This window comes from Glutamicibacter sp. M10 (genome assembly GCF_025452055.1).
GTDB lineage: Bacteria > Actinomycetota > Actinomycetes > Actinomycetales > Micrococcaceae > Glutamicibacter.
In genome coordinates this window covers 1,614,260-1,637,798 of the sequence record NZ_CP104918.1, presented here as the reverse complement: position 1 = coordinate 1,637,798, position 23,539 = coordinate 1,614,260, and the positions used below count along the sequence as shown (strand labels likewise).

Here is a 23,539-nt window from a genome sequence, read left to right as displayed (position 1 = left end):
ACATAGCAAACTGGTCCGTCACCTCACTCGGTGACGGACCAGTTTCTTTAGCTAGCTTGGGCTACTTGTCGCCCAGTTCAAAGTACTCACCAGGACCGGTCATAACCCAGCCCTGTTCACGCCAGGCCGGACGATCCAAGACGTTGCGTCCATCAATGAGCATCTTGGAAGCTACTACTTCCCCAAGCTCATTTGGATCCAAGTCGCGGAATTCCTGCCACTCGGTCAGCACCAGAGTCAGATCGGCGTTGCGTGCTGCTTCCTGATGCGAGTCAACGTAGTTCAGGCGCGGGAAGCGACCAGCTGCGTTGGCATTGCCCTCTGGGTCATAAACCGAGACTTCTGCGCCAGCGTTGTACAGGCGTACGGCAATATCCAACGCTGGTGAGTCACGTACGTCATCACTGTTGGGTTTGAACGTCACGCCCAGCACACAAATGTGCTTGCCTGCCACATTGTTGTCCAGCATGTGCGAGGCCAGCGAAACAACGCGGTCTCGACGGCGTAAGTTGATCTGATCAACTTCAGATAAGAATCCCATGGTCTGGTTCAGACCCAGCTCGCTCACGCGCGCCTGAAGGGCCCGAATGTCCTTCGGTAGGCAACCACCGCCAAAGCCTACTCCGGCGTTCAGGAAACGGCGTCCAATGCGCTTGTCGTGGCCGATAGCGTCAGCCAGCGTCTTGATATCTCCGCCAACAGTTTCCGTGACCTCAGCGAACGCATTGATAAACGAAATCTTGGTCGCCAAGAAAGCATTAGCCGCGACCTTGACCAGCTCAGCGGTCTCAAGATCTGTGACAATCTCTGGAACCTCTAATGCCAAGACCGGTGCATAGACTTCACGCAGAAGTTCAAGACCGCGTTCTTCTACTAGGCCATAGACCAGTCGGTCTGGATGCAGCGTGTCTTTGACGGCAAATCCTTCACGCAAGAATTCTGGGTTCCAGGCAAGGGCAATGGAACTACCCGCCTTGGCGTTCTGTGCAATCTTTTCGCTTAGTCGGCGAGCGGTGCCGACAGGCACGGTGGACTTGCCAACAATCAATGCATCACCGGTGATGTGTTTGAGCAAGGAGTCGACAGCACCGTCAACATAAGACATATCGGCAGACTGCGAGTCTTTGCGCTGTGGGGTTCCCACGGTAATGAAATGAATATCTGCATTGGCGGCTACGTCAGCGTAGTCGTCAGTAAAGCGCAGGCGACCGGAGGCTACGTGCTTGCGCAATAGCTCAGGCAGGCCAGGTTCGTGGAACGGCAGGATGCCAGCGGCCAAGGGCTGTAGCTTTGCTTTGTCTACATCGACGCCAATGACTTCATAGCCCAATTCAGCCATGCAGGCGGCATGGGTTGCACCGAGGTAGCCGGTGCCGATCACGCTGATGCGTAGAGTCACGAAAGTCCTTCTCTCCGAGAACACAAACTGATGTCAGTTTCTACTAGTTAGCATGCCACACCCCCGTAGCGTGTTCTTACTTGGAACGCAGTACGGGGGTGTGAGTTTTCTAGATATTTACGGGTAAGTTGCCCAGTGGCTACTACCTACAGCGAAAGATGTTCCTTCACCGAGGCGGCCAGGGTCTCGGCTTCAGCCTGAGCCTGATCATGGGTGGCAGCTTCAACCATCACGCGAACCACTGGTTCGGTACCCGATGGGCGAAGCAGCACTCGTCCGGTGGAGCCCAGACGAGCTTCGGTAGCAGCGATGTCTAGTAGCAGCGGCTCGCATTCTGGAGCGGCAGCCTTATCCACGCCACGGACGTTGATCAGCACCTGTGGCAGAACGGTAAGTACCGAAGCAAGTTCCTTCAGGGACTTACCGGTAGCCTTCACACGTGCTGCAATCATCAGGCCGGTGAGCACACCGTCACCGGTGGTTGCGTGCTTGGAGAAAATCACGTGGCCTGACTGCTCGCCGCCAAGCGAGTAGTTTCCTTCGTGCATTCCTTCAAGAACGTAACGGTCTCCGACGCCGGTCTGCTTCAGGGTGATCCCCGCAGCTTCCATAGCCAACTTCAAACCGAGGTTGCTCATCACGGTAGCTACAAGGGTGTTGTCCTTGAGCTCACCGCGGTCCTTCATGTCCAGTGCCATAACTGCCATGATCTGATCCCCGTCAACGACGGTACCTTCATGGTCCACGGCCAAGCAACGGTCAGCATCCCCATCATGGGCAATGCCGAGGTCTGCACCGTTTTCCAGCACAGCAGCCTGTAGCTTCTCCAGGTGAGTGGAGCCGTAACCATCATTAATGTTGATTCCATCTGGATCCGCACCAATAACAATAACTTCAGCGCCAGCGGCCTTGAAGACTTCTGGGGAGCAACCTGATGCTGCACCGTGGGCGCAGTCTAGGACAACCTTCAAACCGTCCAAGCGGTTTGGCAGGGCCTGCAACAGGTGCATGATGTAACGATCTTCAGCGTCAGCAAAACGTGCAACACGTCCTACTTCCCCAGCCGTTGGGCGAGGCTTAGGCATCTTCAAGCAAGCTTCAATGGCATCTTCTAGAGAGTCATCGAGCTTCTTGCCGCCACGAGCCAAGAACTTAATACCGTTATCCGGAGCCGCGTTGTGCGAGGCAGAAATCATGACACCAAAATCAGCGTCTAGATCTCCCACCAAGAAAGCTGCAGCTGGAGTCGGCAGAGTGCCTGCGTCCATCACGTCCACGCCTGAGGCGGCCAAGCCAGCCTCAATAGCTGCGGACAGGAAGTCACCGCTGATACGTGGGTCCTTGGCAACCACAGCAACAGGCTTACGCCCGTCCTCTGACTGACTCAAGCCCAGCACCACGGAGGCTGCCTGCGCCAATTCCAGCGCTAACTCGGGAGTTAACAGTTCGTTTGCTTTTCCTCGGACCCCATCGGTCCCAAATAACCTTGCCATCGTTTCTAATCATAAGCCCTCTACTTCGATTTAACCTTGTTGTCACTACGGCAAGACTGAACGATGAGGAAAATTTATGATCACTTAGTGGATTACATCGGTTAAAGGCCAAAGGCCCCAACATCCTTTGCAGGATATTGGAGCCTTTGGAAAAGACCTTGAAGTAAGGTTTAGCGCTTCGAGAACTGCGAAGCCTTACGTGCCTTCTTAAGACCAGCCTTCTTACGCTCGATGACGCGTGCGTCACGAGTCAAGTAGCCAGCCTTCTTCAGGGTTGCGCGGTTTGCATCGCGATCGATCTCGTTCAACGAGCGAGCGATACCCAAACGCAGTGCACCGGCCTGGCCGGAAATTCCGCCACCGTTGATACGAGCGATAACGTCGTAAGCACCCTCAAGACCAAGGATCTTGAAAGGCTCGTTGACGTCCTGCTGGTGCAGCTTGTTAGGGAAGAAGTTCTCCAGGGTGCGACCGTTTACGGTCCACTTGCCGGAACCTGGTACCAGGCGAACGCGAGCAATAGCCTGCTTGCGACGGCCAACTGCTGCACCTGGAACGGTCAATGGAGCACGCTCGGTGTCAGCAACTGCTGCGGAAGCAGAGGTCTCAGTGGTGTAGGTCGAAGGGGTTTCGCCTTCAAATTCAGTGGTTTCTTCAGTGTTCTGAGCCACGATAATCTCCTATTAAGTATTTCTTCTCGGGGCCAGGACTACTGAGCGACCTGGGTGATTTCCAGGGCCTTTGGCGACTGAGCAGCGTGTGGGTGCTCGGCGCCACGGTAGACCTTGAGCTTGGACATCTGAACGTCAGCAAGCTTGTTCTTAGGGATCATGCCCTTGATGGCCTTCTCAACAGCCAGAACTGGGTTCTTCTCCAGCAGATCTGCATAGTTGATGCTCTTCAAGCCACCTGGGAAACCGGAGTGGCGGTAAGCGCGCTTGTTCTCAAGCTTCTTACCGGTCAGTGCAACCTTTTCTGCATTGATGATGATGACATGGTCGCCCATGTCCATGTGTGCAGCATAGGTTGGCTTGTGCTTGCCGCGCAGCAAGGTTGCGGCCTGGACGGCGAGACGGCCAAGTACTACATCGGTGGCGTCAATGACAAACCACTGACGAGTCTGGTCAGCCGGCTTTGGGGTGTACGTACGCACAGTAATTGCCTTACGTTGATTCGTTTCTGGTCAAACAGTCGCTTGTTGGCTGAAGGCGGTGAGATCCCCCAGTGACAGGCGCTGTCGTGTTGTTCTTGTGTTTAGACCAGTACGCCAGGTGAGGACTGATGATAACCGGCCGTCCATATAGTGTTCGCACACCCAGCAGACCAGCGACTATGCAACTAAGCCGTCACGCTTGGGCGTGTAGTGTCGAACGTGGACATACACAACTCATAAAAGTTTAGCGGATTAAAGTGTCTTCGACCAAAAAAGCATCTCGGTCGTGAGCAACAACACCCTTAAGTTCTCGGGGTTTAGCGCCCGCTCAGTCATCTTTAGCGGCGTTGCCTAGTTCTTCTGCGGTGCGTCGAGCACGCGTTAGTAATGCCCGCGCTGCCAGCTCTTCCGCTTCTGGGTAGTAGACCTCTTCAAGGACCAGCGCGCGCGGGTGGGAAAGTCTGGTTCTAGAGTCGCGAACCATCATCTCCAACCTAGCGGCCAGGAACCCTGGCTGCTCGCGACCGTCCCCCACCATCATGGCTGCGCCAATCAGCGCGCGCACCATGTTGTGGCAGAAAGCGTCTGCCTTCAGGTGGGCAAGGATCAATCCGTCTTCACCACGGATAAAGGTGAACTCCTGCAATGTACGAATGGTTGTCGCATGCGGACGTGGCTTACAGAACGTCAAGAAGTCATGGCGGCCCAGTACCGATTGAGCTTCGCCGTTCATCAAATCAATGTCTAGCTTTTCGCGGTGCCAGGTGGTCAGGTGACGCGTCAGTGGATCCCAGCGGTCCTGCCCGTCGGCAATGCGGTAGGAGTAGCGGCGGGCCAGAGCCGAGAAGCGTGCGTCAAAACCCTCGGGTGCTCGCGTAGCTTTGTGGACCCACACGGCACCGTCTTGGCGGCCAAGAATACCGTTGACCCGACGCAGCAGCGCGGGCTCAGGTGCCAGTTCGGAAGCGCGTGGCAACCCGTCATACTCTTCTTGAGTTAAGTCGAAGTGCACTACCTGACGTCGCGCATGGACCCCGGCGTCGGTCCGTCCGGCAACAACCACACGGATGCGACGCCGAATCATCATTTCCAACGCTTCTTCAACCAGCTGCTGGACACCGGTCACGTTGGGCTGTCGTGCCCAACCGTTATAGGCGGCACCGTCATAGCTGAGCTCCATCTGCATGCGAATCCATGCTGGTGCTTGCGTAGTTCCTAGTGCGGTAGTTCCCAGCGGATCAATGATGTCAGACTGCGTACTCATGATTTCCATTATGCGTAAAGATCGGTGCAACCGGCGAATCAAGTGCCCCGCTTCACGCTGTTATCCACAGCCGGCAAAACGAAATCTTTCTTCAGTTGTAGCCTGAGTGCATTCCGCGGCCCGGACATAGAAGTATCCATCATCAAGATATCCATTGCACCGTCACAACCGAAGGACTGAGCATGTTCAACAAAGCCGCTATTACTATGACCGCGTTAGCCGTAACGTCCACGCTCGCCTTGACCGCGTGCAGTTCGACAAAGTTATCAACCGTCGAATCTTGTGCACTGATCGATGAATTGGCGGTTGAACATTCCATCAAAGAAAAGTGGGAGATGGCCTACATCGCCATACTGGCAGAAAATACAGAACCTGTAGTGGACGCCCTCGAAGCCGCCAGCATTGTCTATCGAGAGGTTTCTGAGCAGACTGGCGATAGGAGTTTGCGTACTGCGCTAAATACGAGCGTTGAGAACTATCAAGAGTTCATTGAAATCATCAAGGGCCGCTCCCCCAACGAACCAACATTTGATGCAGAAGTTGAGGAATTGACCGACGAGATGGATGACGGGCATGTCGAATATATCCGCCGTTCCTGCCCTGGCTCGATTGTGGATCCGGACTAGTTCGTTCCCTCGCCACTTACTGCCTATGGCTTTGAGCCGTAATCCAGACTGCGCACCAGGCCATAATCCCGAGCCAAAGAAACCTTGGAATACTTCGCTTGTGTAGGCTTAAAGCATTGTCGGTAGTCCTTGTTTAAAGCACTGGCCGGCACATCATCACTACACAAGGAAATACATGATCAAGAAGGTTGCTGCAGCGACCGCAGTCCTAAGCCTGACTGCCACCGTTTTGGTTGGTTGCGCTTCGGGAAAGCTGAATACCCAAGATACGTGTGACTACGTCAATGAACAGGTTGCGATCAAGCAACTGCTGCAAAAGTCTGAGGACGTCAGTGAAGATCTCATAGCTGGTGATATGAAGGGCTACTCCTTGGTCATCGATGAGTATTCAGGCATCCTCACTGATGCGGCCGAAAAGACCAAAGACAAGAAGCTTGCCAAGGCACTGCACGCCACAGCTGAACAGAGCAACCAGGTCTCTGCGGTAATGGCTGAAGGCACCAGTAGCAATGTGGCTCAGACCGATCAAAAGCTCACGGCCTTAGAAGACCAGGACACCAGCGAGGAAACAGAATACTTGGGCATCAAGTGCCCTGAACTTGAATCCTTCAGCTAAGCAAATTCTCGTTAAACTAGAAAATTCCCGTTGGTCCTTTCGGATTCAACGGGAATTTTCTTTATCACCCCTAGGGGTGAATGAGCTTTAGCTCGAAGAAGACTTACGCCTCTTCGGTTGCCTCTGCCTCAGGTGCAGCCTTCTCGGTAGCCTTGGTGGCTTCCTTGACGACGGCCTGCTTTGGCGAAACTGGCTCCATCACTAGCTCGATAACTGCCATAGGAGCGTTGTCGCCCTTGCGGTTACCAATCTTGGTGATGCGGGTGTAGCCACCCTCGCGGTTTGCCATTGCTGGTGCGATGTTCTCGAAAAGCTCGTGAACGATCGACTTGTTGGTGCGCGAACGCGAAGCGATGACGCCCTGGACGCGGCGACGCGATGCCAGGTCTCCGCGCTTTGCGAAGGTGATCAAACGCTCTGCGTGTGGACGCAGACGCTTGGCACGGGTAAGGGTGGTGGTGATCTTCTTGTTCTCGAAGAGCTGTGCCGACATGTTAGCGAAAATCAATCGCTCATGTGCTGCACTGCCGCCGAGACGCGGACCCTTTGTAGGGGTAGGCATTGTGGTTCTCCTAGATGAATAACCCGTCCTGCACGAAACTTATCGTGTAAGCGGATGAAGTAGTGTGTCGCTAGACGGAAGTCTTACAGACCTTCGTCGTAATCGTCGCCATCTTCGATGGCGCTACGAGCGGCCAGATCAAAGCCTGGAGGGGAATCCTTCAGGGCCAGACCCAGTTCAACCAGCTTGGCCTTGACTTCGTCAATGGACTTCGCACCGAAGTTACGGATGTCCATCAAGTCTGCCTCGGAGCGAGTAACGAGTTCACCCACAGAGTGGATGCCCTCACGCTTCAAGCAGTTGTACGAACGAACGGTCAGTTCCAGATCCTCGATCGGCAGTGCCATGTCAGCAGCCATAGCTGCGTCCGTAGGCGATGGGCCGATTTCGATACCTTCAGCTGCAGTGTTCAGTTCGCGGAACAAACCGAACAGTTCAACCAGGGTGGTACCTGCGGATGCAACTGCATCGCGCGGGGTGATCGATTCCTTGGTCTCAACGTCAACGATCAAACGATCGAAGTCGGTGCGCTGCTCAACACGGGTAGCTTCCACGCGGAAAGTTACCTTTAAGAACTGGGGAGTAGATCGAATCCACAGGGATTCGGCCAATCTCGCCGTCAATGTTCTTGTTCTGAGCTGCTGACACATAGCCACGGCCACGCTCAATGGTCAGTTCCATATCGAACTTGCCATTGGCATTCAAGGTTGCGATGTGCAGATCAGGGTTGTGGAACTCAACACCAGCTGGTGGGGTGATGTCCGCTGCAGTAACGATGCCTGGGCCCTGCTTGCGCAGGTAGGCAACGACTGGCTCGTCGTGCTCAGAAGAGACCGAGAGGTTCTTGATGTTCAAGATCAGTTCGGTGACATCTTCTTTGACACCGGCTACGGTGGTGAACTCGTGCAGTACTCCGTCAATACGAACACTGGTAACAGAAGCACCAGGGATCGAGGAGAGCAGGGTACGGCGAAGCGAGTTACCAAGGGTGTAACCAAAGCCTGGCTCCAGTGGTTCAATGACGAACCGGGAGCGATTATCGGCAACTACTTCTTCGGTCAGGGTTGGGCGCTGCGTAATGAGCACTTACATTTCCTTTCAGCGAGCGTCCGCTATATGACGCCTCACGGGGGTGGAAACGACGGTAGCCAAAGGTGGCCGTTCGTCTTTTGCAGGCATATGAGTCCAAGATAGTCACCGGAGCACTTGAAAATGCTTCGGTGACTTCTTAGGCCTAGCCTAGCGAATCAATTAGACGCGGCGACGCTTTGATGGGCGGCAACCGTTGTGAGCGCTTGGGGAAACATCCTGGATGGATCCAACCTCAAGGCCAGCAGCCTGCAGCGAACGGATCGCGGTTTCGCGTCCCGAGCCTGGGCCCTTGACGAAAACGTCAACCTTGCGCATGCCGTGCTCCTGAGCGCGCTTTGCAGCAGCTTCAGCAGCCATCTGGGCAGCGTATGGGGTCGACTTACGCGAACCCTTCATGCCTACCTCGCCGGCCGAAGCCCACGAGATAACAGCACCGGACGGATCGGTAATCGATACGATGGTGTTGTTGAAGGTGCTCTTGATATGCGCCTGTCCCTGCGCAATATTCTTTTTGTCCTTGCGACGCGGCTTACGTACCGCTCCACGAGTCTTTGGGGGCATTTCTTCTCCTACGAAAAAAGTATTTGAGTTAGATCGCTAAGATTTAGCGAGTCTTCTTCTTACCTGCGACGGTACGCTTCGGGCCCTTACGGGTACGTGCGTTGGTCTTGGTGCGCTGGCCGCGGACCGGCAGGCCCTTACGGTGACGAATACCTTCGTAGGATCCGATCTCAACCTTACGGCGAATGTCAGCCTGAACCTCACGGCGCAGGTCACCTTCAACCTTGTAAGTGCCTTCGACGAAGTCGCGCAGCTGCACGAGCTGGTCATCGGTGAGATCCTTAACGCGAGTGTCCGGGTTGATCCCGGTCGCCGCGATGGTCTCTTCTGCACGGGTCTTGCCCACGCCGTAGATGTAAGTCAGCGCGATAATTACGCGCTTCTCGCGTGGAATGTCCACGCCTGCTAAACGAGCCAAGTGGCTACCTTTCAACGAACGGAGGTCTGGAGCAGTACCATCCACGATTACTCGTGGCCCCGGCCTCCGAACCCGGGGGTACACCAGGACATAAGTCCTAGCTGATACTGCCTAATTGACTACGCGTGGGAATCCCGTAAAAACGGAATTAGCCCTGACGCTGCTTGTGGCGTGGGTTCTCGCAGATCACCATGACCACGCCGTTACGACGGATCACCTTGCACTTGTCGCAGATCGGCTTCACGCTAGGGTTAACCTTCAAGGCTTTGTCCTTTTGCGGTTGCAGTTAAATGTGGAGCAGTAAAAAGCTTGTCCAAGAACAATCATTCAGTTTTCACTGAGAAAGTTTTTGGTCTGCGGTTTACTTGTAGCGGTAAACGATACGACCTCGGTTGAGATCGTATGGGCTCATTTCAACCTGCACTCGGTCCTCTGGGAGGATTCGAATGTAGTGCTGACGCATCTTACCCGAGATAGTGGCGAGCACTACGTGTCCATTCGGCAGCTCCACGCGGAACATCGCGTTCGGCAGTGCCTCTGAGACGGTGCCCTCTACCTGGATGACGCCTTCCTTCTTGCCCATTTTCCCCGCTAACTTTTTTGTTGGTGATTTTTCGCCAACAAGTAATTGGTTCTGGCTCCTGATCGGTGATTCCCAAACAAAGAATTTTGGGCACACTTAAATCACGAACCAACAGTCAACGATACGCTATTGTGCCGATGAGTGCCAATCGTTCTCTGACTTAAAATGTTAGATCCAGCACGCGACCGCTGGGTCACGTGCTGGATCTATTAATGCTGATGGTTCTTAGTGCTTCATTAGCCCTTGATAGGCGATGGGGTCACACCGAAGGGAGCCAGTCCAGCTTCTCCCCCATCATGAGCCGAGAGCACCCAGATGCCACCCATGTGGAAGGCTACGGTGTGCTCCCACTGCGAAGCGTTGGACTTGTCGTTGGTGACCACGGTCCAGTCATCTTCTAGGATCGAGGTTTCGATGTTGCCACGAACCAGCATGGGCTCAATGGCCAGTGCCATACCTGGCTTGATGCGTGAACCACGGTGGCCGGAGTTGTAGTTCAGCACATCCGGGGCCATGTGCATGGCTGAGCCGATGCCGTGACCGCAGTAGTCTTCCAGGATGCCTAGCTCGGCCCCTGGCTGGCTGGTCACAAAGTCATCAATGGCTTCACCGATCTGTCCGATGAAGCGTGCGTTGGCAGCGGCCCCGATGCCGGCCCACATGGCCTGCTCGGTGATGTCGCTCAGGCGCTGATCGGCTGGGTCAATGTTCTTGCCGACGAGCACGGTGCGAGCCGAGTCCGAATGCCAGCCATCAACAATGGCGCCGCCATCAATCTTGAGCACGTCACCATCTTTGAGTTCATAGTTTGATGGGAAGCCGTGGACCACTTCGTGGTTGACCGAGGCGCAGATGTTCGCTGGGAAGCCGTGGTAGCCCAAGAAGTTGCTGGTGGCGTTGTTGCGTTCCAGCACCTTGCCGAAGAGTTGGTTGATCGCTTCGGTGGTGACACCGGGGCGAGCCATCGCAACGGCTTCGTCCAACGCTTCTGCCAGAACCAGTCCGGCCTGACGCATCTTCAGGATTTCAGAGTTGGATTTGTACTCGATACGAGGCTGTCCGAAAGCCAATATCATTCCCCTAGCTAGATATGTTGCTTCTTTGTGGATCTTGCTAAAAACTGCGCAGGGACCGCGCTGCAACGTTCAATTGTTGCTGCACGATCCCTGCGCCGTGTATTTCGAGCTGGCTTAGGCGTTGACGTTCAACGCTGCCAGTACACGCTCGGTAACTTCTTCGATCGCACCGAGGCCATCGACCTTGCGCACGATGCCACGCTCTTCATAGCGATCTACAACAACGCGGGTCTCTTCGTTGTACAGGCTCAGGCGGTGGCGGATGACTTCTTCGGTGTCATCTGCGCGGCCTTCGATTTCTGCACGCTTGAGCAGACGAGCTACCAGTTCATCATCATCGGCAGTTAGCTGCAGTACAGCGTCCAGTGCGATGCCCTTGGCAGCCAACATGGCGTCCAGTGCGTCGACCTGTGCGCTGGTGCGTGGGTAACCGTCGAGCAGGAAGCCCTTGGCTACGTCTGCCTGGTTCAGTCGATCGTCAACCATATTGTTGGTTACCGAATCAGGTACAAAGTCACCGTTGTCAATGTACTTACTGGCTTCGATCCCTAGCGGGGTGCCGCCCTTGACGTTGGCACGGAAGATGTCGCCGGTGGAGATGGCAACAATATCCAAACGCTCGGAGATCTTTACCGCCTGGGTACCTTTGCCGGCACCTGGAGGTCCAATAATTAGCAGTCGACTCATCGCAGTAGCCCTTCATAGTTTCGTTGCTGCATTTGAGCATTGATTTGTTTAACGGTTTCCAATCCCACACCAACCATAATGAGGATCGATGTTCCGCCAAATGGGAAGCTCTGATCTGCGTTGAACAGCACGAAGGCGATCAGTGGGATCAACGCGACGAACGCGAGGTACAGCGCGCCCGGCAAGGTAATTCGAGAAATCACGTACTGCAGGTATTCGGCGGTAGGCTTACCGGCGCGAATGCCTGGGATGAATCCGCCGTACTGCTTCATGTTGTCGGAGACCTCAACCGGGTTGAAGGTAATCGCAACGTAGAAGTAGGCAAAGCCGATGATCATCAGCGTGTAGACCAGCATGTACCAAGGTGACGAGGTTGAGGAGTGCTCTTGCAGCCACATTGCCCAGCCTGGCAAGGTTCCGTCATCGTTCTGGTTGAACTGCACCAGCATCTGTGGCAGAGCCAAGATGGAGCTGGCAAAGATCACTGGGATCACGTTGGCCATGTTCAGCTTCAGCGGGATGTAGGTGGAGGTGCCACCCACGGTGCGTCGGCCTACGGTGCGTTTAGCGTACTGAACCGGGATGCGACGCTGGGACTGCTCCACGAAGACCACAAGGGCCACGATGAGCAAACCAACAAGCAGCACACCAATAAATGCCATCACGCCCTGTGCCTGAAGGATCGAACCCATCGAGGATGGGAAGCCCGAAGCAATAGAGATGAAGATCAGGATGGACATGCCGTTACCGATACCGCGTTCGGTGATCAATTCACCCATCCACATGATCAGGCTGGTGCCTGCAGTGAGGGTCATGATCATCAGAAGAATCACGATCAGTGAGTCATCTGGAACCAGCGGTAGCGAGCAGCTTGGGAACAGGCTACCGGTACGGGCAAGGGTCACCAGAGTGGTTCCCTGCAACAAGGCGAGGGCGATGGTGAGGTAACGCGTGTACTGCGTTAGCTTGGCTTGCCCGGCTTGGCCTTCCTTATGCAAGGTTTCGAAGTGCGGGATCACCACACGCAGCAACTGGGTAATGATGGACGCCGTAATGTACGGCATGATTCCCATTGCAAAAATGGAGACCTGCAACAGGGCGCCGCCACTGAACAGGTTCACGAACGAATAAAGTCCACCGGTGGTTTCACCCATTGCCAGACACTGCTGAACGTTGCTGTAATCGATTCCCGGAGAGGGAATGAATACACCGACACGATAGATCGCGATGATCCCAAGCGTGAACAGCAACTTGTTGCGCAGATCAGGCGTCCGAAAAACTCGGGCTATGGCGCTGAACAAGCGTCCTCCTGAAGTAAGTGCTTGAGCCTAGGAAGAGATACTTCCTATGACCTAACGATTCTAGCCGTGAACAGTACTATCCTGCCAAATACGCCACACGATTGAGTCGCAACTGTGAATCGATAGAAATGTTAAAGGCCAGATCAGGCAAGCATTAATAGTTATCTTTGAAACTTTCTCGCCGATAGCAGAATGGTCCCGGTTCACGTTGATTACTCAACGTGAACCGGGACCACTCAAAGGCTAACCCTGATTTAGAGGGTTTCTGCCGAGCCGCCAGCAGCAGCGATCTTCTCGGAAGCGGAAGTCGAGAAGGCGTCAACCTTCACGTCAACCTTAACCGTGATATCGCCAGTGCCCAGGACCTTTACAGGCTGGTTCTTGCGAACAGCGCCCTTGGCAACAAGTGCCTCTACGGTAACTTCGCCGCCTTCTGGGAACAATTCCGAGATCTTGTCCAGGTTTACAACCTGGAACTCGACGCGGAATGGGTTCTTGAAGCCACGCAGCTTAGGCAGACGCATGTGCAGTGGAAGCTGTCCACCTGCGAATCCTGCCTTCACCTGGTAACGAGCCTTGGTACCCTTGGTACCGCGACCAGCGGTCTTACCCTTTGAACCTTCACCGCGACCAACGCGGGTCTTGGCAGTCTTTGCACCCTCAGCTGGGCGCAGGTGGTGAATCTTTAGTGCTTTTTCTTCAGCCATCTCTACTTCGCCTCCTCAACCTTCAACAGGTGTGGGACCTTGTTGACCATACCAACAGTCACAGGGTCAGCGGAGCGGACAACGGTGTGTCCGATGCGCTTCAGGCCCAACGAGCGAACAACGTCGCGCTGGGACTGGCTACCACCGATGATGGACTTGATCTGGGTGATTTCCAGGTTGGCGTCGCTTACAACAATGTTCTTAGCCATTGATTAAGCACCTGCCTTCTGGGACTGGATGTGACGCAGCATTGCTGCTGGTGCAACTTCGTCCAGCGGAAGACCGCGGCGAGCTGCAACAGCTGCAGGCTCTTCAAGAGCCTTCAGTGCAGCAATGGTTCCCTGAACGATGTTGATCTGGTTGCTTGAACCCATCGACTTCGACAGAACGTCATGGATGCCTGCGCATTCCAACACGGCGCGCACTGGACCACCGGCGATAACACCGGTACCAGGAGCAGCTGGACGAAGCAAGACAACGCCAGCGGCGGCCTCACCCTTGACCAGGTGTGGAATGGTGGTGCCAACACGTGGAACGCGGAAGAATGACTTCTTAGCCACTTCAACGCCCTTAGCGATAGCTGCAGGAACTTCCTTGGCCTTACCGTAGCCAACGCCGACCATACCGTTACCGTCACCAACAACGACAAGTGCGGTGAAGCTAAAGCGACGACCACCCTTGACGACCTTGGATACGCGGTTGATAGCTACAACGCGCTCAAGGAACTTGTCCTTGTCTTCGTTGCGGCTGTCCTTCTGGTCACGGCCACGGCCGCGGCCTTCGCCACGTCCACGACCTTCACCACGACCGCGGCCTTCGCCACGGCGGGATCCAGCGTTCTCGGTAGCGGGAGCCGATGCAGTCTCGACTGCTTCAGTAGCTTCAGACACCTGAGTTTCCTTCTTGTTAGTTGCTTCGCTCACAGTGCCAGCCCACCTTCACGTGCGCCGTCAGCAACAGCAGCCACGCGACCGTGGTACTTGTTGCCACCGCGGTCGAAGACAACTGCTTCGATGCCAGCAGCCTTGGCGCGCTCTGCAACGAGCTCACCAACGCGCTTGGACTTTGCGGACTTGTCAGCATCGCTATTGCGAAGATCTGCTTCCATGGTCGAAGCGCTGGCCAGGGTCAGACCCTGCGAGTCGTCCACGATCTGAACGAACATGTGACGAGCCGAGCGGTTGATAACCAAGCGTGGACGAGCAGTGGTACCAACGATGTGCTTGCGCACACGCTGGTGACGACGACCGCGCTGAGCGGACTTGCTCTTGCCCTTGATTCCGATAGCCATAATTACTTACCAGCCTTTCCGACCTTGCGGCGGATGATCTCGCCAGCGTAACGAATACCCTTGCCCTTGTAAGGCTCGGTCTTACGCAGCTTGCGGATGTTGGCGGCAACTTCACCGACGTGCTGCTTATCAATACCAGCGACGGTGATTTTGTTGTTGCCCTCTACCGAGTAGGTGACACCCTCAACGGCTGCAACCTTTACTGGGTGCGAGTAACCCAGAGCAAGCTCCAGGTCAGCGCCCTTGGCCAGTACGCGGTAACCGGTTCCGTGGATTTCGAGCTTCTTCTCGTAACCCTCGGTGACACCGATGATCATGTTGTTGATCAGGGTGCGAGTCAGACCGTGCAACGAACGAGCCTCGCGGCCGTCGTTGGGGCGGTTGACGGTAACAGTGTTCTCGTCCTTGGCAACGGTGATAGGAGCCTTGACGGTGATCGAAAGTTCACCCTTCGGGCCCTTGACGGCGACCTGCTGGCCATCGACATTTAGCTCAACGTTTGCAGGAACGGTGATCGGAAGACGTCCAATACGTGACATTGTATGTTTCTCCCTTTCCGTTACCAGACGTAGGCGAGGACTTCCCCACCCACGCCCTTCTTTGCAGCCTGACGGTCAGTAAGCAGACCGGAGGAGGTGGACAGGATTGCGATACCAAGACCACCGAGCACGTGAGGCAAGTTGGTGGACTTTGCGTATACGCGAAGACCTGGCTTGGAGATACGACGTACGCCAGCGATTGAACGCTCACGCGATGGGCCGTACTTCAAGGTGATGGTCAGAGTCTTGCCGACTTCTGCAGCAACTTCCTCGAACGAGGCAATGTAGCCCTGTTCCTTGAGGATGTTAGCAATGCGTACTTTTAGCTTGCTCGACGGCATCGACACAGTGTCGTGGTATGCCGAGTTAGCGTTACGCAGACGAGTCAGCATATCTGCGACTGGATCTGTCATAGACATGTGGGCTTCAGCCCTTCCTCGTTACGGTTTCCTTAGCGGACCTGTAACGTAGTGAGATTAGTTGTTGGTCTTGAATGGGAAGCCCAGAGCCTTTAGCAAGGCACGGCCTTCGTCATCAGTCTTGGCGGTGGTCACCACAGTGATGTCCATACCGCGCACGCGATCGATCTTGTCCTGATCGATTTCATGGAACATCGACTGTTCGGTCAGACCGAAAGTGTAGTTACCATTGCCATCGAACTGACGGTCGCTCAAACCGCGGAAGTCGCGGATACGAGGCAGTGCCAGGGTGATCAAGCGATCAATGAATTCCCACATGCGATCGTTACGCAGGGTGGTGTGCGTACCAATTGGCATGCCTTCGCGCAGCTTGAACTGTGCGATGGACTTGCGAGCCTTGGTTACCACTGGCTTCTGACCGGTAATTGCGGTCAGGTCCTTGACGGCACCTTCAATGAGCTTCGAGTCCTTGGCAGCTTCGCCGACACCCATGTTCACTACAACCTTGGTCAGGCCTGGGACCTGCATGGTGTTGACGTAGTTGAACTGCTCCTGCAAAGCAGGGCGGATCTCTGCGTTGTACTTAGCCTTCAGACGTGGCTGGATCTTGGTGGCTGCTTCAGTCATTACAGATCCTTTCCGGAAGCCTTGGCGAAACGGACGCGTACAGTCTTGGACACGCCGTTCTTTTCTACGGTTTCCTCGCGGAAACCGACGCGGGTTGGCTTCTTGGTTTCTGGGTCAACCACTGCAACGTTAGAAACGTGCACTGGAGCCTCAACAACCGTGATGCCGCCGGTGGTCGAACCTGATTCGGTCTGACCTGCCTTGGTGTGCTTGGTGACGCGGTTAACGCCTTCAACAAGTACGCGGTTGGTATCGGTGATGACCTTCAGGACTTTGCCCTGCAAGCCACGATCCTTGCCTGAGATGATCTGAACCAGGTCACCCTTTTTGATCTTTGCGCCCATGGTTACAGCACCTCCGGAGCCAGCGAAACGATCTTCATGAACTTCTTGTCACGAAGTTCACGACCCACTGGGCCGAAAATACGGGTACCGCGTGGTTCACCTTCGTTCTTCAAGATCACAGCTGCGTTCTCGTCGAACTTGATGTAGGAACCGTCTGCACGACGGATTTCCTTCTTAGTGCGAACGACGACTGCCTTGACGACGTCGCCCTTCTTTACGTTGCCGCCAGGAATTGCATCCTTGACGGTAGCGACAATAGTGTCGCCAATGCTTGCGTAGCGACGCTTCGAGCCACCAAGAACACGGATGGTAAGGATTTCCTTAGCACCGGTGTTGTCGGCAACCTTAAGTCGCGACTCCTGCTGAATCACTTCTTACTCCTGTCGTCTCGCTGGTTCTCTTATAAATCGAGCCTTGCGGAACGGATATGGTCTCCACGGCACGTATCGCTTACCCCCACCGTCGCGAGCGCACCGAATGCTGATCTCAATTGGCGGCAGGGCCGAGGCGTAAAATACCGAGGCTGTACTTGTGCATCTAAACTGATTTAGACCGCACTGCATCGTGCCGAAGGTGGATAGTCCCCGAACACAATGCGCACAGGGTTACAAGTCTAGCGCAGAGTGGCACAAAACCGAAATGGTGTGGTATGCGGAAAATAGGCGTCGTTCGTCACATCAGACACCACGTACTCCCCCGGCATATCAACGTTCATGACCGCGGCCAAATTTTCTGATGTGGTCGACTAACACCAACACTGCAGGTAATTCTTCTGACTGCCCATGGCTTCCTGAATGATTTTCAGAAAATATTTGCTATAGACGATGCCGCTCAAATGAAGCACAGGGCGCTACCTGCCTATGAGGCCAAACGTAGCCTTGATCGCCAGATGATCCGAGCCATGAATCTGCAGTGTCTCTTGTTCCAATGGAATGAATCCTCTCGACAGAACATGGTCTATGCCCAGCAGTGGTGGCACGTTTCTATTAGCCGGCCAGGTTGACAGCGGAAACAACGTTGACTCGTCGTCCATAATCGAAGCCAGTTTCCGAAACTGCGGATGGCTCCTCGCCGAGTTGAAGTCCCCTGCTAGGATCAACGGCTTGTTGCCTTCCTCGCCTATCCAATGTTGTAACGCGGACAAGCCTTGGGCCCACCGCTTCGCGCTGCCCAAAGGCGGATATACGTGAACGCCCACTACGGTGAGAGTCCTACCCGGTAATTCGACTTCCACAACGGGCATCCCATACCAGCCGGTGACCCCCGGGCCCAGACTACCGCCGAGGTCCTTTAGCGGATACCGCGAAAAGATCACGGTATCCCGTTCGCCTCCTGTGGGTACCGGTGCGCTGCGGTATTTCAACGAGCCTAAAGCGCCTTCCGCGCGCAGCCGGTCGTGCAGCGCTTCACTCGTTTCAACAAGCACCACGACATCAGGATCTACCTGCTGGATACTCGTTGCGAGTTGCTTTGCGTCCGCACCGGCTTTGAGCGCATTGAAAGAGAACACGGTGACATCGGCACTAGCGCCCTCCAGCGTTGCCTGATCGCTAGGCCAAACTACATTGGGAGCCATCCCCATCACCAACAGCACCACAGTGAGCGAAGCAACTAGCCAACGCCGCCTCATGAGCGTGAACAAGACGATGACCGCCACTGCAAGTAACGTCCATGGTTGGAATGCTTGAAGTCGGGGTAACCAACCGCCGGCAAGCCACGGAACGTACGGCAGGGCTCCAGTGCTGAAACAGGTCATCAGCAATATCGCCCACTTCCACGGCCAACGTGGATGTGGGCGATATTTTGACATGTGCTCAGCTTAGTTGACCACCAACGCGAAAGCGTTTACGACGAAGCGCTACCCGACTGCTGAGCAGCCCATTCCGCCACGCGTTGCGCGCTTTCCTCTTCGCTCAGATCTTCAACCCGGCTCATGATCGACCACCGCACACCGAATGGATCGATGATGGAAGCGAATCTGTCGCCGGAAACAAAATTAGTCACCGGTTCCCTCACCGTAGCTCCCGCTTCAATCGCTCTAGCCAGCACGGCATCCACTTCTTCGCAGTACAGACCCAAGGAGTAGGAGGCGTTCGGAGCCTCCGGCGGTGGCACCAGACCGTATGCCGGATTGGGCTCACCAATCTGTAGGTGTCCCTGGCCAAAATCTATTTCAGCATGCACGACAACACCGCCCATGCTTGTGGCATCGATGATCCGCGCTCCGAAAACATCTTTGTAGAACTCCAGTGCCTTCCGCGCATTGGCAACGGCGAGAAATGGAGTCAGTGAAGTTACTCCGTGCGGAACGCCAGCGGTGGTGTGCGTTCCGGTGACACCATGCACCAATTCGTTGTGATTTTTCATGTCTCAAGACTACGTACGTGTGCAATGCTGGGGCTTGTAAATTTGCGACGGATTTGAGGAGCGCTTGCATGGCTGATATTCATGATGGTCGAGGTGTTCTATATCCTGCACGGCTCCCAGAATTCGAACGCATCCTACCTCCCGAACATATGCAGCAGTACGTTAGCTGGTTCTGGATTTCTCGCTGGCAGCTTGCTGCCGGCAGAAGTTCTCGTCAACAGCTCTTACCTTTCCCGCTGATGAATGTTGTCGTGCAGCCTGAGGGAGTGACTGTCTCAGGTCCAAGCAACGGCGCATCCCATAAGGACCTGCGGGGTTCAGGCTGGGCGGTAGCCGCCTTGCTCCGCCCTGCAGCTGCTCCTTATGTTGCTTCTCTGACCAATTGCTCACCACAACAGCTACTAGATCAAGAGCTACCGATAAACGCTCATGATCTTCATCAGGCCTTGTTGAAAGAGCGACAACTACGTGGCGACGACCAGTTGAATGAACGTTGTGCTCATCATTTGTCTGTGTGGCTCGAACGATGCTTGCCACCGATCAATGAATCAGGAACGCTAGCCAACAAATTCTTGGATTACGTTTCGGCGGACCGTACCGCGCTACGTGTTGATCAAGTCGCTACAGATCTAAACCTGACTGTACGTAGCCTGCAACGCCTGTCCCTAAAATACTTAGGGCTTTCTCCGTTGTCCGTCATTCGGCGCTACCGGTTGCAAGAAGCCGCCTTGCATTTACGCGAGCATCCGCAAGCCTCGCTTGCCACATTAGCCGTAGACCTCGGCTAAACCGACCAGGCTCACATGTCGACAGACTTCCGGAAAGTACTCGGCTACTCCCTAGCGATTATCGAAGCAGTTAGCGATTTCCGAGTGACCAACTATCGAACGACACAACGCCAAGAATCCTGATGAAGACTTAACCCATTCGAATCGGTACTAACGCTCTGAATTGGGAGTTCATTATGGAACCCTGGTGCCGATTGCGAACGTAGCTTAAAATGGTCCAGCGTCCCCTAGACGCAGAAATGCCCCGAACTCTTCTTTCGAAGTGTTCGGGGCATTCTTCAATCACGAGATCCGTGAAATCGAGTCGAAAGCTTACTTAGCCTTCTCTACGATCTCAACGAGACGCCAGCGCTTGTCAGCAGACAGCGGGCGGGTCTCAGCGATTACAACCAAGTCGCCGATGCCGGCTTCGTTGTTCTCGTCATGAGCCTTTACGTTCTTGTTGCGACGCATAACCTTGCCGTAAAGGGCGTGCTTTACACGGTCCTCAACGTCAACGACGATGGTCTTCTGCATCTTGTCGGAAACCACGTAACCACGGAGGGTCTTGCGGTCGTTACGCTCGGTAGCGTTATCCACACCGTTCTCCTTCTCGCTCATTACTTGGATTCCTTCTTGGTTTCTTCAACCGGAACGACGACATCCTGACGAATGCCCAGCTCACGTTCGCGCAGCACAGTGTAAATGCGGGCGATATCGCGCTTGATAGCCTTCAGGTTCGCGTTGCTCTCTAGCTGGCCGGTAGCCGACTGGAAACGCAGGTTGAACAGTTCTGCCTTGGCCTTCTTCAATTCCTCGTTCAAACGAGCAGAATCGAAGCCGTCCAGGGACTCAATGCTAAGGTCTTTAGAACCGAGAGACATCCCTATTCACCACCTTCACGACGCACGATGCGTGCCTTCATTGGTAGCTTGTGGATTGCAAGACGCAATGCCTCTTTAGCTACCTCTTCACTGACGCCACCGAGTTCAAACATGACTCGTCCTGGCTTGACGTTGGCGACCCACCACTCAGGTGAACCCTTACCGGAACCCATACGGGTTTCAGCAGGCTTCTTGGTCAAGGGACGGTCAGGGTAGATGTTAATCCACACCTTGCCGCCACGCTTGATGTAACGGGTCATGGCGATACGAGCGGCTTCGATCTGACGGTTAGTCACGTAAGCCGGGGTCAACGCCTGGATGCCGTACTCACCGAACGATACGGTGGTACCGCCCTTGGCAGCACCCGAACGCTTTGGGTGGTGCTGCTTACGGAACTTGACTCGACGTGGGATAAGCATTTAAGCCTCTCCTCCTTCCGCAGCCGGAGCTGCAGCGCCCTTACGATCGTTACGACGACGGCGTTCGCCGCCACGTGGACGATCGTTTCCGCCACCGCGACCACCGCGAGCTGGAGCAGCAGCAGCCTGCTGTGCAGCCAGTTCCTTGGCGGTTACGTCACCCTTGTAGATCCAAACCTTCACGCCGATACGGCCGAAGGTGGTCTTGGCTTCGAACTTGCCGAAGTCGATGTTCGCACGCAGGGTGTGCAGCGGCACACGACCTTCGCGGTAGAACTCCTTGCGGGACATTTCTGCGCCGCCAAGTCGACCGGAGCACTGAACGCGGATACCCTTGGCACCAGCGCGCATTGCCGACTGCATTGCCTTCTTCATCGCACGGCGGAAAGCCACACGTGAAGCAAGCTGCTCGGCGATGCCCTGGGCGACCAACTGGGCCTCCATGTCAGGGTTCTTGACCTCGAGGATGTTCAGCTGAACCTGCTTGTTGGAAAGCTTTTCGAGCTCTCCGCGAATGCGGTCTGCTTCGGCGCCACGACGACCGATGACGATACCTGGACGAGCGGTGTGGATATCCACACGCACACGGTCACGGGTACGTTCGATTTCGACGCGGGCGATGCCTGCACGATCCATTCCCTTGGACAGCAGTGCACGGATCTGTACGTCTTCTTTTACGTAATCCGCGTAACGCTGGCCTGGCTTGCTGGAATCAGCGAACCAGTGCGAGATGTGGTCAGTGGTGATGCCGAGACGGAAACCGTTCGGATTTACCTTCTGTCCCATTTAGTTCTCCCCACCCTTCTGGGTTGAAACAACCACAGTCACGTGGCTGGTGCGCTTCTTGATCTGGAATGCGCGACCCTGAGCACGCGGCTGGAACCGCTTCATGGTCGGACCTTCGTCAACAAACGCTTCGCTGATAATCAGCTCGTCCTCATTGAATGCTTCACCTGCGCGGTCCGCGGCGGCACGGGCGTTAGCCACTGCCGATGCGACAACCTTGTATACCGGCTCCGAAGCTGCCTGTGGGGCAAACTTCAAGATGGCCAGTGCTTCGTTGGTCTGTAGACCACGAACAAGGTTGACGACGCGCCGGGCCTTCATAGGCGTTACGCGGATGTGACGCGCAATTGCCTTGGCTTCCATTGCTATCCTTCTCTCGTCTATCGAAGAAGTGCTAAGCGATACTAGATCCCTTGCGGGGCCTAGCGGCGCTTGCCCTTCTTGTCGTCCTTCACGTGGCCACGGAACGTACGGGTTGGAGCAAACTCTCCGAGCTTGTGACCAACCATAGATTCGGTAACGAACACAGGAATGTGCTTGCGACCGTCATGTACGGCGATGGTGTGTCCCAGCATGTCCGGGATGATCATCGAACGGCGGGACCACGTCTTGATGACGTTCTTGGTGCCCTTATCGTTTTCAGCAACGACCTTTAGGAACAGGTGCTGATCGACGAAGGGGCCTTTCTTCAGGCTGCGTGGCATGTTTCCAGGCTCCTATCGCTTGTTCTTGCCGGTCTTGCGACGACGCACAATGAGCTTGTCGCTTTCCTTATTCGGACGACGGGTGCGTCCTTCACGCTTACCGTTAGGGTTGACCGGGTGACGACCACCGGAGGTCTTACCTTCACCACCACCGTGTGGGTGGTCAACTGGGTTCATGACAACGCCACGAACGGTTGGGCGTACGCCCTTCCAGCGCATACGGCCGGCCTTACCCCAGTTGATGTTGATCTGCTCAGCGTTACCAACTTCGCCGATGGTTGCGCGGCAGCGCACATCAACGTTGCGGATTTCGCCTGAAGGCAAACGCAGCTGAGCGAAGCGACCCTCACGGGCAACCAGCTGAATCGAAGCACCAGCGGAACGAGCCATCTTAGCGCCGCCACCTGGACGAAGCTCCACAGCGTGAATCACGGTACCAACCGGGATGTTACGCAGTGGCAGGTTGTTACCTGGCTTGATGTCGGCTTCTACGCCGGCTTCAATTGGGTCACCCTGCTTGAGGTTGTTCGGTGCAATGATGTAGCGCTTGGCGCCATCTGCGTAGTGGAGCAGTGCGATACGTGCAGTACGGTTTGGGTCGTACTCAATGTGAGCGACCTTTGCCGGAATGCCGTCCTTATCGTGACGACGGAAGTCGATAACACGGTAAGCGCGCTTGTGTCCGCCACCCTTGTGTCGGGTGGTGATCTTACCGGAGTTGTTACGGCCGCCAGTCTTGGTGAGCGGACGAACCAGCGACTTTTCCGGAGTCGATCGGGTGATTTCTGCGAAGTCGGCTACCGACGAGCCGCGAAGGCCCGGGGTAGTCGGCTTGTACTTACGAATTCCCATTT

At 55.2% G+C, this 23,539-nt stretch carries 33 protein-coding genes and 2 pseudogenes; 3 read left to right on the top strand and 32 right to left on the bottom strand.

What is annotated here, in order from left to right; translation table 11 throughout:
* Positions 1-61: 61 nt before the first annotated feature.
* The 5 genes from N6V40_RS08075 to truA all read right to left on the bottom strand — a co-directional run bounded on the left by N6V40_RS08075 (position 62) and on the right by truA (position 5,309).
* The gene (locus N6V40_RS08075; RefSeq protein WP_262199610.1) at positions 62-1,399 is read right to left on the bottom strand and encodes a UDP-glucose dehydrogenase family protein; all 1,338 of its coding nucleotides are present in this window, start codon (positions 1,397-1,399) and stop codon (positions 62-64) included.
* Positions 1,400-1,545: 146 nt separating this feature from the next.
* Positions 1,546-2,892, bottom strand: a complete 1,347-nt coding sequence (gene glmM, locus N6V40_RS08070; protein WP_262199609.1) for a phosphoglucosamine mutase — start codon at positions 2,890-2,892, stop codon at positions 1,546-1,548.
* 170 nt (positions 2,893-3,062) lie between these two features.
* Positions 3,063-3,563 (bottom strand): 30S ribosomal protein S9, encoded by a 501-nt coding sequence (gene rpsI, locus N6V40_RS08065; RefSeq protein ID WP_131088763.1) that lies wholly within the window; start codon positions 3,561-3,563, stop codon positions 3,063-3,065.
* A gap of 38 nt (positions 3,564-3,601) precedes the next feature.
* Positions 3,602-4,045, bottom strand: a complete 444-nt coding sequence (gene rplM / locus N6V40_RS08060; RefSeq protein WP_131088764.1) for a 50S ribosomal protein L13 — start codon at positions 4,043-4,045, stop codon at positions 3,602-3,604.
* Between the two features lie 328 nt (positions 4,046-4,373).
* Positions 4,374-5,309 carry a tRNA pseudouridine(38-40) synthase TruA gene (gene truA / locus N6V40_RS08055; protein ID WP_262199607.1) on the bottom strand — a complete coding sequence of 312 codons (936 nt, stop codon included), beginning with the start codon at positions 5,307-5,309 and terminating at the stop codon, positions 4,374-4,376.
* A gap of 182 nt (positions 5,310-5,491) precedes the next feature.
* Between truA and N6V40_RS08050 the strand changes: the two genes are divergently transcribed.
* The gene (locus tag N6V40_RS08050) at positions 5,492-5,935 is read left to right on the top strand and encodes a hypothetical protein (protein ID WP_262199605.1); all 444 of its coding nucleotides are present in this window, start codon (positions 5,492-5,494) and stop codon (positions 5,933-5,935) included.
* A 175-nt stretch (positions 5,936-6,110) separates the two neighbouring features.
* Complete coding sequence (locus N6V40_RS08045; protein ID WP_262199603.1) at positions 6,111-6,551, top strand: hypothetical protein; 441 nt, start codon at positions 6,111-6,113, stop codon at positions 6,549-6,551.
* A gap of 106 nt (positions 6,552-6,657) precedes the next feature.
* Here the strand turns inward: N6V40_RS08045 and rplQ are convergent.
* The 20 genes and pseudogenes from rplQ to N6V40_RS07945 all read right to left on the bottom strand — a co-directional run.
* A pseudogene (rplQ, locus tag N6V40_RS08040) lies at positions 6,658-7,113 on the bottom strand (50S ribosomal protein L17); the annotation flags it as partial.
* An 83-nt stretch (positions 7,114-7,196) separates the two neighbouring features.
* A pseudogene (locus N6V40_RS08035) lies at positions 7,197-8,199 on the bottom strand (DNA-directed RNA polymerase subunit alpha).
* A gap of 165 nt (positions 8,200-8,364) precedes the next feature.
* Positions 8,365-8,766 (bottom strand): 30S ribosomal protein S11, encoded by a 402-nt coding sequence (gene rpsK / locus N6V40_RS08030; RefSeq protein ID WP_131088770.1) that lies wholly within the window; start codon positions 8,764-8,766, stop codon positions 8,365-8,367.
* A gap of 43 nt (positions 8,767-8,809) precedes the next feature.
* Positions 8,810-9,184: a 30S ribosomal protein S13 gene (gene rpsM, locus N6V40_RS08025; protein WP_022874115.1), complete on the bottom strand. Its 375-nt coding sequence runs from the start codon at positions 9,182-9,184 to the stop codon at positions 8,810-8,812.
* Positions 9,185-9,332: 148 nt separating this feature from the next.
* Positions 9,333-9,446 (bottom strand): 50S ribosomal protein L36, encoded by a 114-nt coding sequence (gene rpmJ, locus N6V40_RS08020; protein ID WP_013349661.1) that lies wholly within the window; start codon positions 9,444-9,446, stop codon positions 9,333-9,335.
* Between the two features lie 99 nt (positions 9,447-9,545).
* Positions 9,546-9,767 (bottom strand): translation initiation factor IF-1, encoded by a 222-nt coding sequence (infA, locus tag N6V40_RS08015; protein ID WP_013349662.1) that lies wholly within the window; start codon positions 9,765-9,767, stop codon positions 9,546-9,548.
* Between the two features lie 236 nt (positions 9,768-10,003).
* The gene (map, locus tag N6V40_RS08010; protein ID WP_262199600.1) at positions 10,004-10,837 is read right to left on the bottom strand and encodes a type I methionyl aminopeptidase; all 834 of its coding nucleotides are present in this window, start codon (positions 10,835-10,837) and stop codon (positions 10,004-10,006) included.
* A gap of 120 nt (positions 10,838-10,957) precedes the next feature.
* Positions 10,958-11,530: an adenylate kinase gene (locus N6V40_RS08005; RefSeq protein WP_262199599.1), complete on the bottom strand. Its 573-nt coding sequence runs from the start codon at positions 11,528-11,530 to the stop codon at positions 10,958-10,960.
* Positions 11,527-12,831 carry a preprotein translocase subunit SecY gene (secY, locus tag N6V40_RS08000; RefSeq protein ID WP_131088773.1) on the bottom strand — a complete coding sequence of 435 codons (1,305 nt, stop codon included), beginning with the start codon at positions 12,829-12,831 and terminating at the stop codon, positions 11,527-11,529. The genes N6V40_RS08005 and secY overlap by 4 nt, the downstream gene beginning before the upstream one ends.
* Before the next feature lie 254 nt (positions 12,832-13,085).
* Positions 13,086-13,538, bottom strand: coding sequence for a 50S ribosomal protein L15 (gene rplO / locus N6V40_RS07995; protein ID WP_131088774.1), 453 nt, complete (start codon positions 13,536-13,538; stop codon positions 13,086-13,088).
* Positions 13,539-13,540: 2 nt separating this feature from the next.
* Complete coding sequence (rpmD, locus tag N6V40_RS07990; RefSeq protein WP_131088775.1) at positions 13,541-13,747, bottom strand: 50S ribosomal protein L30; 207 nt, start codon at positions 13,745-13,747, stop codon at positions 13,541-13,543.
* A gap of 3 nt (positions 13,748-13,750) precedes the next feature.
* Positions 13,751-14,428, bottom strand: coding sequence for a 30S ribosomal protein S5 (gene rpsE / locus N6V40_RS07985; RefSeq protein WP_207306507.1), 678 nt, complete (start codon positions 14,426-14,428; stop codon positions 13,751-13,753).
* Between the two features lie 29 nt (positions 14,429-14,457).
* Positions 14,458-14,829 carry a 50S ribosomal protein L18 gene (rplR, locus tag N6V40_RS07980; RefSeq protein WP_131088777.1) on the bottom strand — a complete coding sequence of 124 codons (372 nt, stop codon included), beginning with the start codon at positions 14,827-14,829 and terminating at the stop codon, positions 14,458-14,460.
* A 2-nt stretch (positions 14,830-14,831) separates the two neighbouring features.
* Positions 14,832-15,368 carry a 50S ribosomal protein L6 gene (gene rplF, locus N6V40_RS07975; protein WP_131088778.1) on the bottom strand — a complete coding sequence of 179 codons (537 nt, stop codon included), beginning with the start codon at positions 15,366-15,368 and terminating at the stop codon, positions 14,832-14,834.
* A 20-nt stretch (positions 15,369-15,388) separates the two neighbouring features.
* Complete coding sequence (gene rpsH, locus N6V40_RS07970; protein WP_013349671.1) at positions 15,389-15,787, bottom strand: 30S ribosomal protein S8; 399 nt, start codon at positions 15,785-15,787, stop codon at positions 15,389-15,391.
* Between the two features lie 57 nt (positions 15,788-15,844).
* Positions 15,845-16,414, bottom strand: a complete 570-nt coding sequence (gene rplE, locus N6V40_RS07965; RefSeq protein WP_131088779.1) for a 50S ribosomal protein L5 — start codon at positions 16,412-16,414, stop codon at positions 15,845-15,847.
* Positions 16,414-16,758: a 50S ribosomal protein L24 gene (gene rplX, locus N6V40_RS07960; RefSeq protein ID WP_131088780.1), complete on the bottom strand. Its 345-nt coding sequence runs from the start codon at positions 16,756-16,758 to the stop codon at positions 16,414-16,416. The genes rplE and rplX overlap by 1 nt, the downstream gene beginning before the upstream one ends.
* A gap of 2 nt (positions 16,759-16,760) precedes the next feature.
* A complete protein-coding gene (gene rplN, locus N6V40_RS07955; RefSeq protein ID WP_058254887.1) occupies positions 16,761-17,129 on the bottom strand; it encodes a 50S ribosomal protein L14 in 369 nt (122 codons plus the stop codon).
* 479 nt (positions 17,130-17,608) lie between these two features.
* Positions 17,609-18,415 carry an endonuclease/exonuclease/phosphatase family protein gene (locus N6V40_RS07950; protein ID WP_262199598.1) on the bottom strand — a complete coding sequence of 269 codons (807 nt, stop codon included), beginning with the start codon at positions 18,413-18,415 and terminating at the stop codon, positions 17,609-17,611.
* A 188-nt stretch (positions 18,416-18,603) separates the two neighbouring features.
* Positions 18,604-19,125, bottom strand: a complete 522-nt coding sequence (locus N6V40_RS07945) for a VOC family protein (RefSeq protein WP_131088782.1) — start codon at positions 19,123-19,125, stop codon at positions 18,604-18,606.
* Positions 19,126-19,193: 68 nt separating this feature from the next.
* Here N6V40_RS07945 and N6V40_RS07940 point away from each other — a divergent pair, with 68 nt between their 5' ends.
* Complete coding sequence (locus N6V40_RS07940; protein ID WP_207306467.1) at positions 19,194-19,913, top strand: helix-turn-helix domain-containing protein; 720 nt, start codon at positions 19,194-19,196, stop codon at positions 19,911-19,913.
* Positions 19,914-20,225: 312 nt separating this feature from the next.
* Here the strand turns inward: N6V40_RS07940 and rpsQ are convergent, their stop codons facing one another.
* From rpsQ to rplB, 7 genes are read right to left on the bottom strand one after another with little or no spacing between them, the layout of a single operon-like run.
* Positions 20,226-20,513: a 30S ribosomal protein S17 gene (gene rpsQ / locus N6V40_RS07935; RefSeq protein ID WP_013349679.1), complete on the bottom strand. Its 288-nt coding sequence runs from the start codon at positions 20,511-20,513 to the stop codon at positions 20,226-20,228.
* The gene (gene rpmC / locus N6V40_RS07930; RefSeq protein ID WP_131088783.1) at positions 20,513-20,776 is read right to left on the bottom strand and encodes a 50S ribosomal protein L29; all 264 of its coding nucleotides are present in this window, start codon (positions 20,774-20,776) and stop codon (positions 20,513-20,515) included. The genes rpsQ and rpmC overlap by 1 nt, the downstream gene beginning before the upstream one ends.
* Before the next feature lie 2 nt (positions 20,777-20,778).
* Positions 20,779-21,195, bottom strand: coding sequence for a 50S ribosomal protein L16 (gene rplP, locus N6V40_RS07925; protein WP_131088784.1), 417 nt, complete (start codon positions 21,193-21,195; stop codon positions 20,779-20,781).
* A complete protein-coding gene (gene rpsC, locus N6V40_RS07920) occupies positions 21,196-21,981 on the bottom strand; it encodes a 30S ribosomal protein S3 (RefSeq protein WP_315973792.1) in 786 nt (261 codons plus the stop codon).
* Complete coding sequence (gene rplV / locus N6V40_RS07915) at positions 21,982-22,344, bottom strand: 50S ribosomal protein L22 (protein WP_022874133.1); 363 nt, start codon at positions 22,342-22,344, stop codon at positions 21,982-21,984. It abuts the gene before it with no gap.
* Positions 22,345-22,403: 59 nt separating this feature from the next.
* Positions 22,404-22,685, bottom strand: a complete 282-nt coding sequence (rpsS, locus tag N6V40_RS07910; RefSeq protein WP_013349684.1) for a 30S ribosomal protein S19 — start codon at positions 22,683-22,685, stop codon at positions 22,404-22,406.
* Between the two features lie 12 nt (positions 22,686-22,697).
* The gene (rplB, locus tag N6V40_RS07905; protein ID WP_131088786.1) at positions 22,698-23,537 is read right to left on the bottom strand and encodes a 50S ribosomal protein L2; all 840 of its coding nucleotides are present in this window, start codon (positions 23,535-23,537) and stop codon (positions 22,698-22,700) included.
* Positions 23,538-23,539 lie beyond the last annotated feature (2 nt).

Bases quoted from the DNA above. Each gene is read 5' to 3' on its own strand.
- glmM (WP_262199609.1), bottom strand. From the start codon at position 2,892: ATGGCAAGGTTATTTGGGACCGATGGGGTCCGAGGAAAAGCAAACGAA.
- truA (WP_262199607.1), bottom strand. From the start codon at position 5,309: ATGAGTACGCAGTCTGACATCATTGATCCGCTGGGAACTACCGCACTA.
- N6V40_RS08050 (WP_262199605.1), top strand. From the start codon at position 5,492: ATGTTCAACAAAGCCGCTATTACTATGACCGCGTTAGCCGTAACGTCC.
- N6V40_RS08045 (WP_262199603.1), top strand. From the start codon at position 6,111: ATGATCAAGAAGGTTGCTGCAGCGACCGCAGTCCTAAGCCTGACTGCC.
- rpsK (WP_131088770.1), bottom strand. From the start codon at position 8,766: ATGCCCCCAAAGACTCGTGGAGCGGTACGTAAGCCGCGTCGCAAGGAC.
- infA (WP_013349662.1), bottom strand. From the start codon at position 9,767: ATGGGCAAGAAGGAAGGCGTCATCCAGGTAGAGGGCACCGTCTCAGAG.
- N6V40_RS08005 (WP_262199599.1), bottom strand. From the start codon at position 11,530: ATGAGTCGACTGCTAATTATTGGACCTCCAGGTGCCGGCAAAGGTACC.
- rplO (WP_131088774.1), bottom strand. From the start codon at position 13,538: ATGGCTGAAGAAAAAGCACTAAAGATTCACCACCTGCGCCCAGCTGAG.
- rpmD (WP_131088775.1), bottom strand. From the start codon at position 13,747: ATGGCTAAGAACATTGTTGTAAGCGACGCCAACCTGGAAATCACCCAG.
- rplR (WP_131088777.1), bottom strand. From the start codon at position 14,829: ATGGCTATCGGAATCAAGGGCAAGAGCAAGTCCGCTCAGCGCGGTCGT.
- rplF (WP_131088778.1), bottom strand. From the start codon at position 15,368: ATGTCACGTATTGGACGTCTTCCGATCACCGTTCCTGCAAACGTTGAG.
- rpsH (WP_013349671.1), bottom strand. From the start codon at position 15,787: ATGTCTATGACAGATCCAGTCGCAGATATGCTGACTCGTCTGCGTAAC.
- rplE (WP_131088779.1), bottom strand. From the start codon at position 16,414: ATGACTGAAGCAGCCACCAAGATCCAGCCACGTCTGAAGGCTAAGTAC.
- rplX (WP_131088780.1), bottom strand. From the start codon at position 16,758: ATGGGCGCAAAGATCAAAAAGGGTGACCTGGTTCAGATCATCTCAGGC.
- N6V40_RS07945 (WP_131088782.1), bottom strand. From the start codon at position 19,125: ATGAAAAATCACAACGAATTGGTGCATGGTGTCACCGGAACGCACACC.
- N6V40_RS07940 (WP_207306467.1), top strand. From the start codon at position 19,194: ATGGCTGATATTCATGATGGTCGAGGTGTTCTATATCCTGCACGGCTC.
- rpsQ (WP_013349679.1), bottom strand. From the start codon at position 20,513: ATGAGCGAGAAGGAGAACGGTGTGGATAACGCTACCGAGCGTAACGAC.
- rpmC (WP_131088783.1), bottom strand. From the start codon at position 20,776: ATGTCTCTCGGTTCTAAAGACCTTAGCATTGAGTCCCTGGACGGCTTC.
- rplP (WP_131088784.1), bottom strand. From the start codon at position 21,195: ATGCTTATCCCACGTCGAGTCAAGTTCCGTAAGCAGCACCACCCAAAG.
- rpsC (WP_315973792.1), bottom strand. From the start codon at position 21,981: ATGGGACAGAAGGTAAATCCGAACGGTTTCCGTCTCGGCATCACCACT.
- rplV (WP_022874133.1), bottom strand. From the start codon at position 22,344: ATGGAAGCCAAGGCAATTGCGCGTCACATCCGCGTAACGCCTATGAAG.
- rpsS (WP_013349684.1), bottom strand. From the start codon at position 22,685: ATGCCACGCAGCCTGAAGAAAGGCCCCTTCGTCGATCAGCACCTGTTC.
- rplB (WP_131088786.1), bottom strand. From the start codon at position 23,537: ATGGGAATTCGTAAGTACAAGCCGACTACCCCGGGCCTTCGCGGCTCG.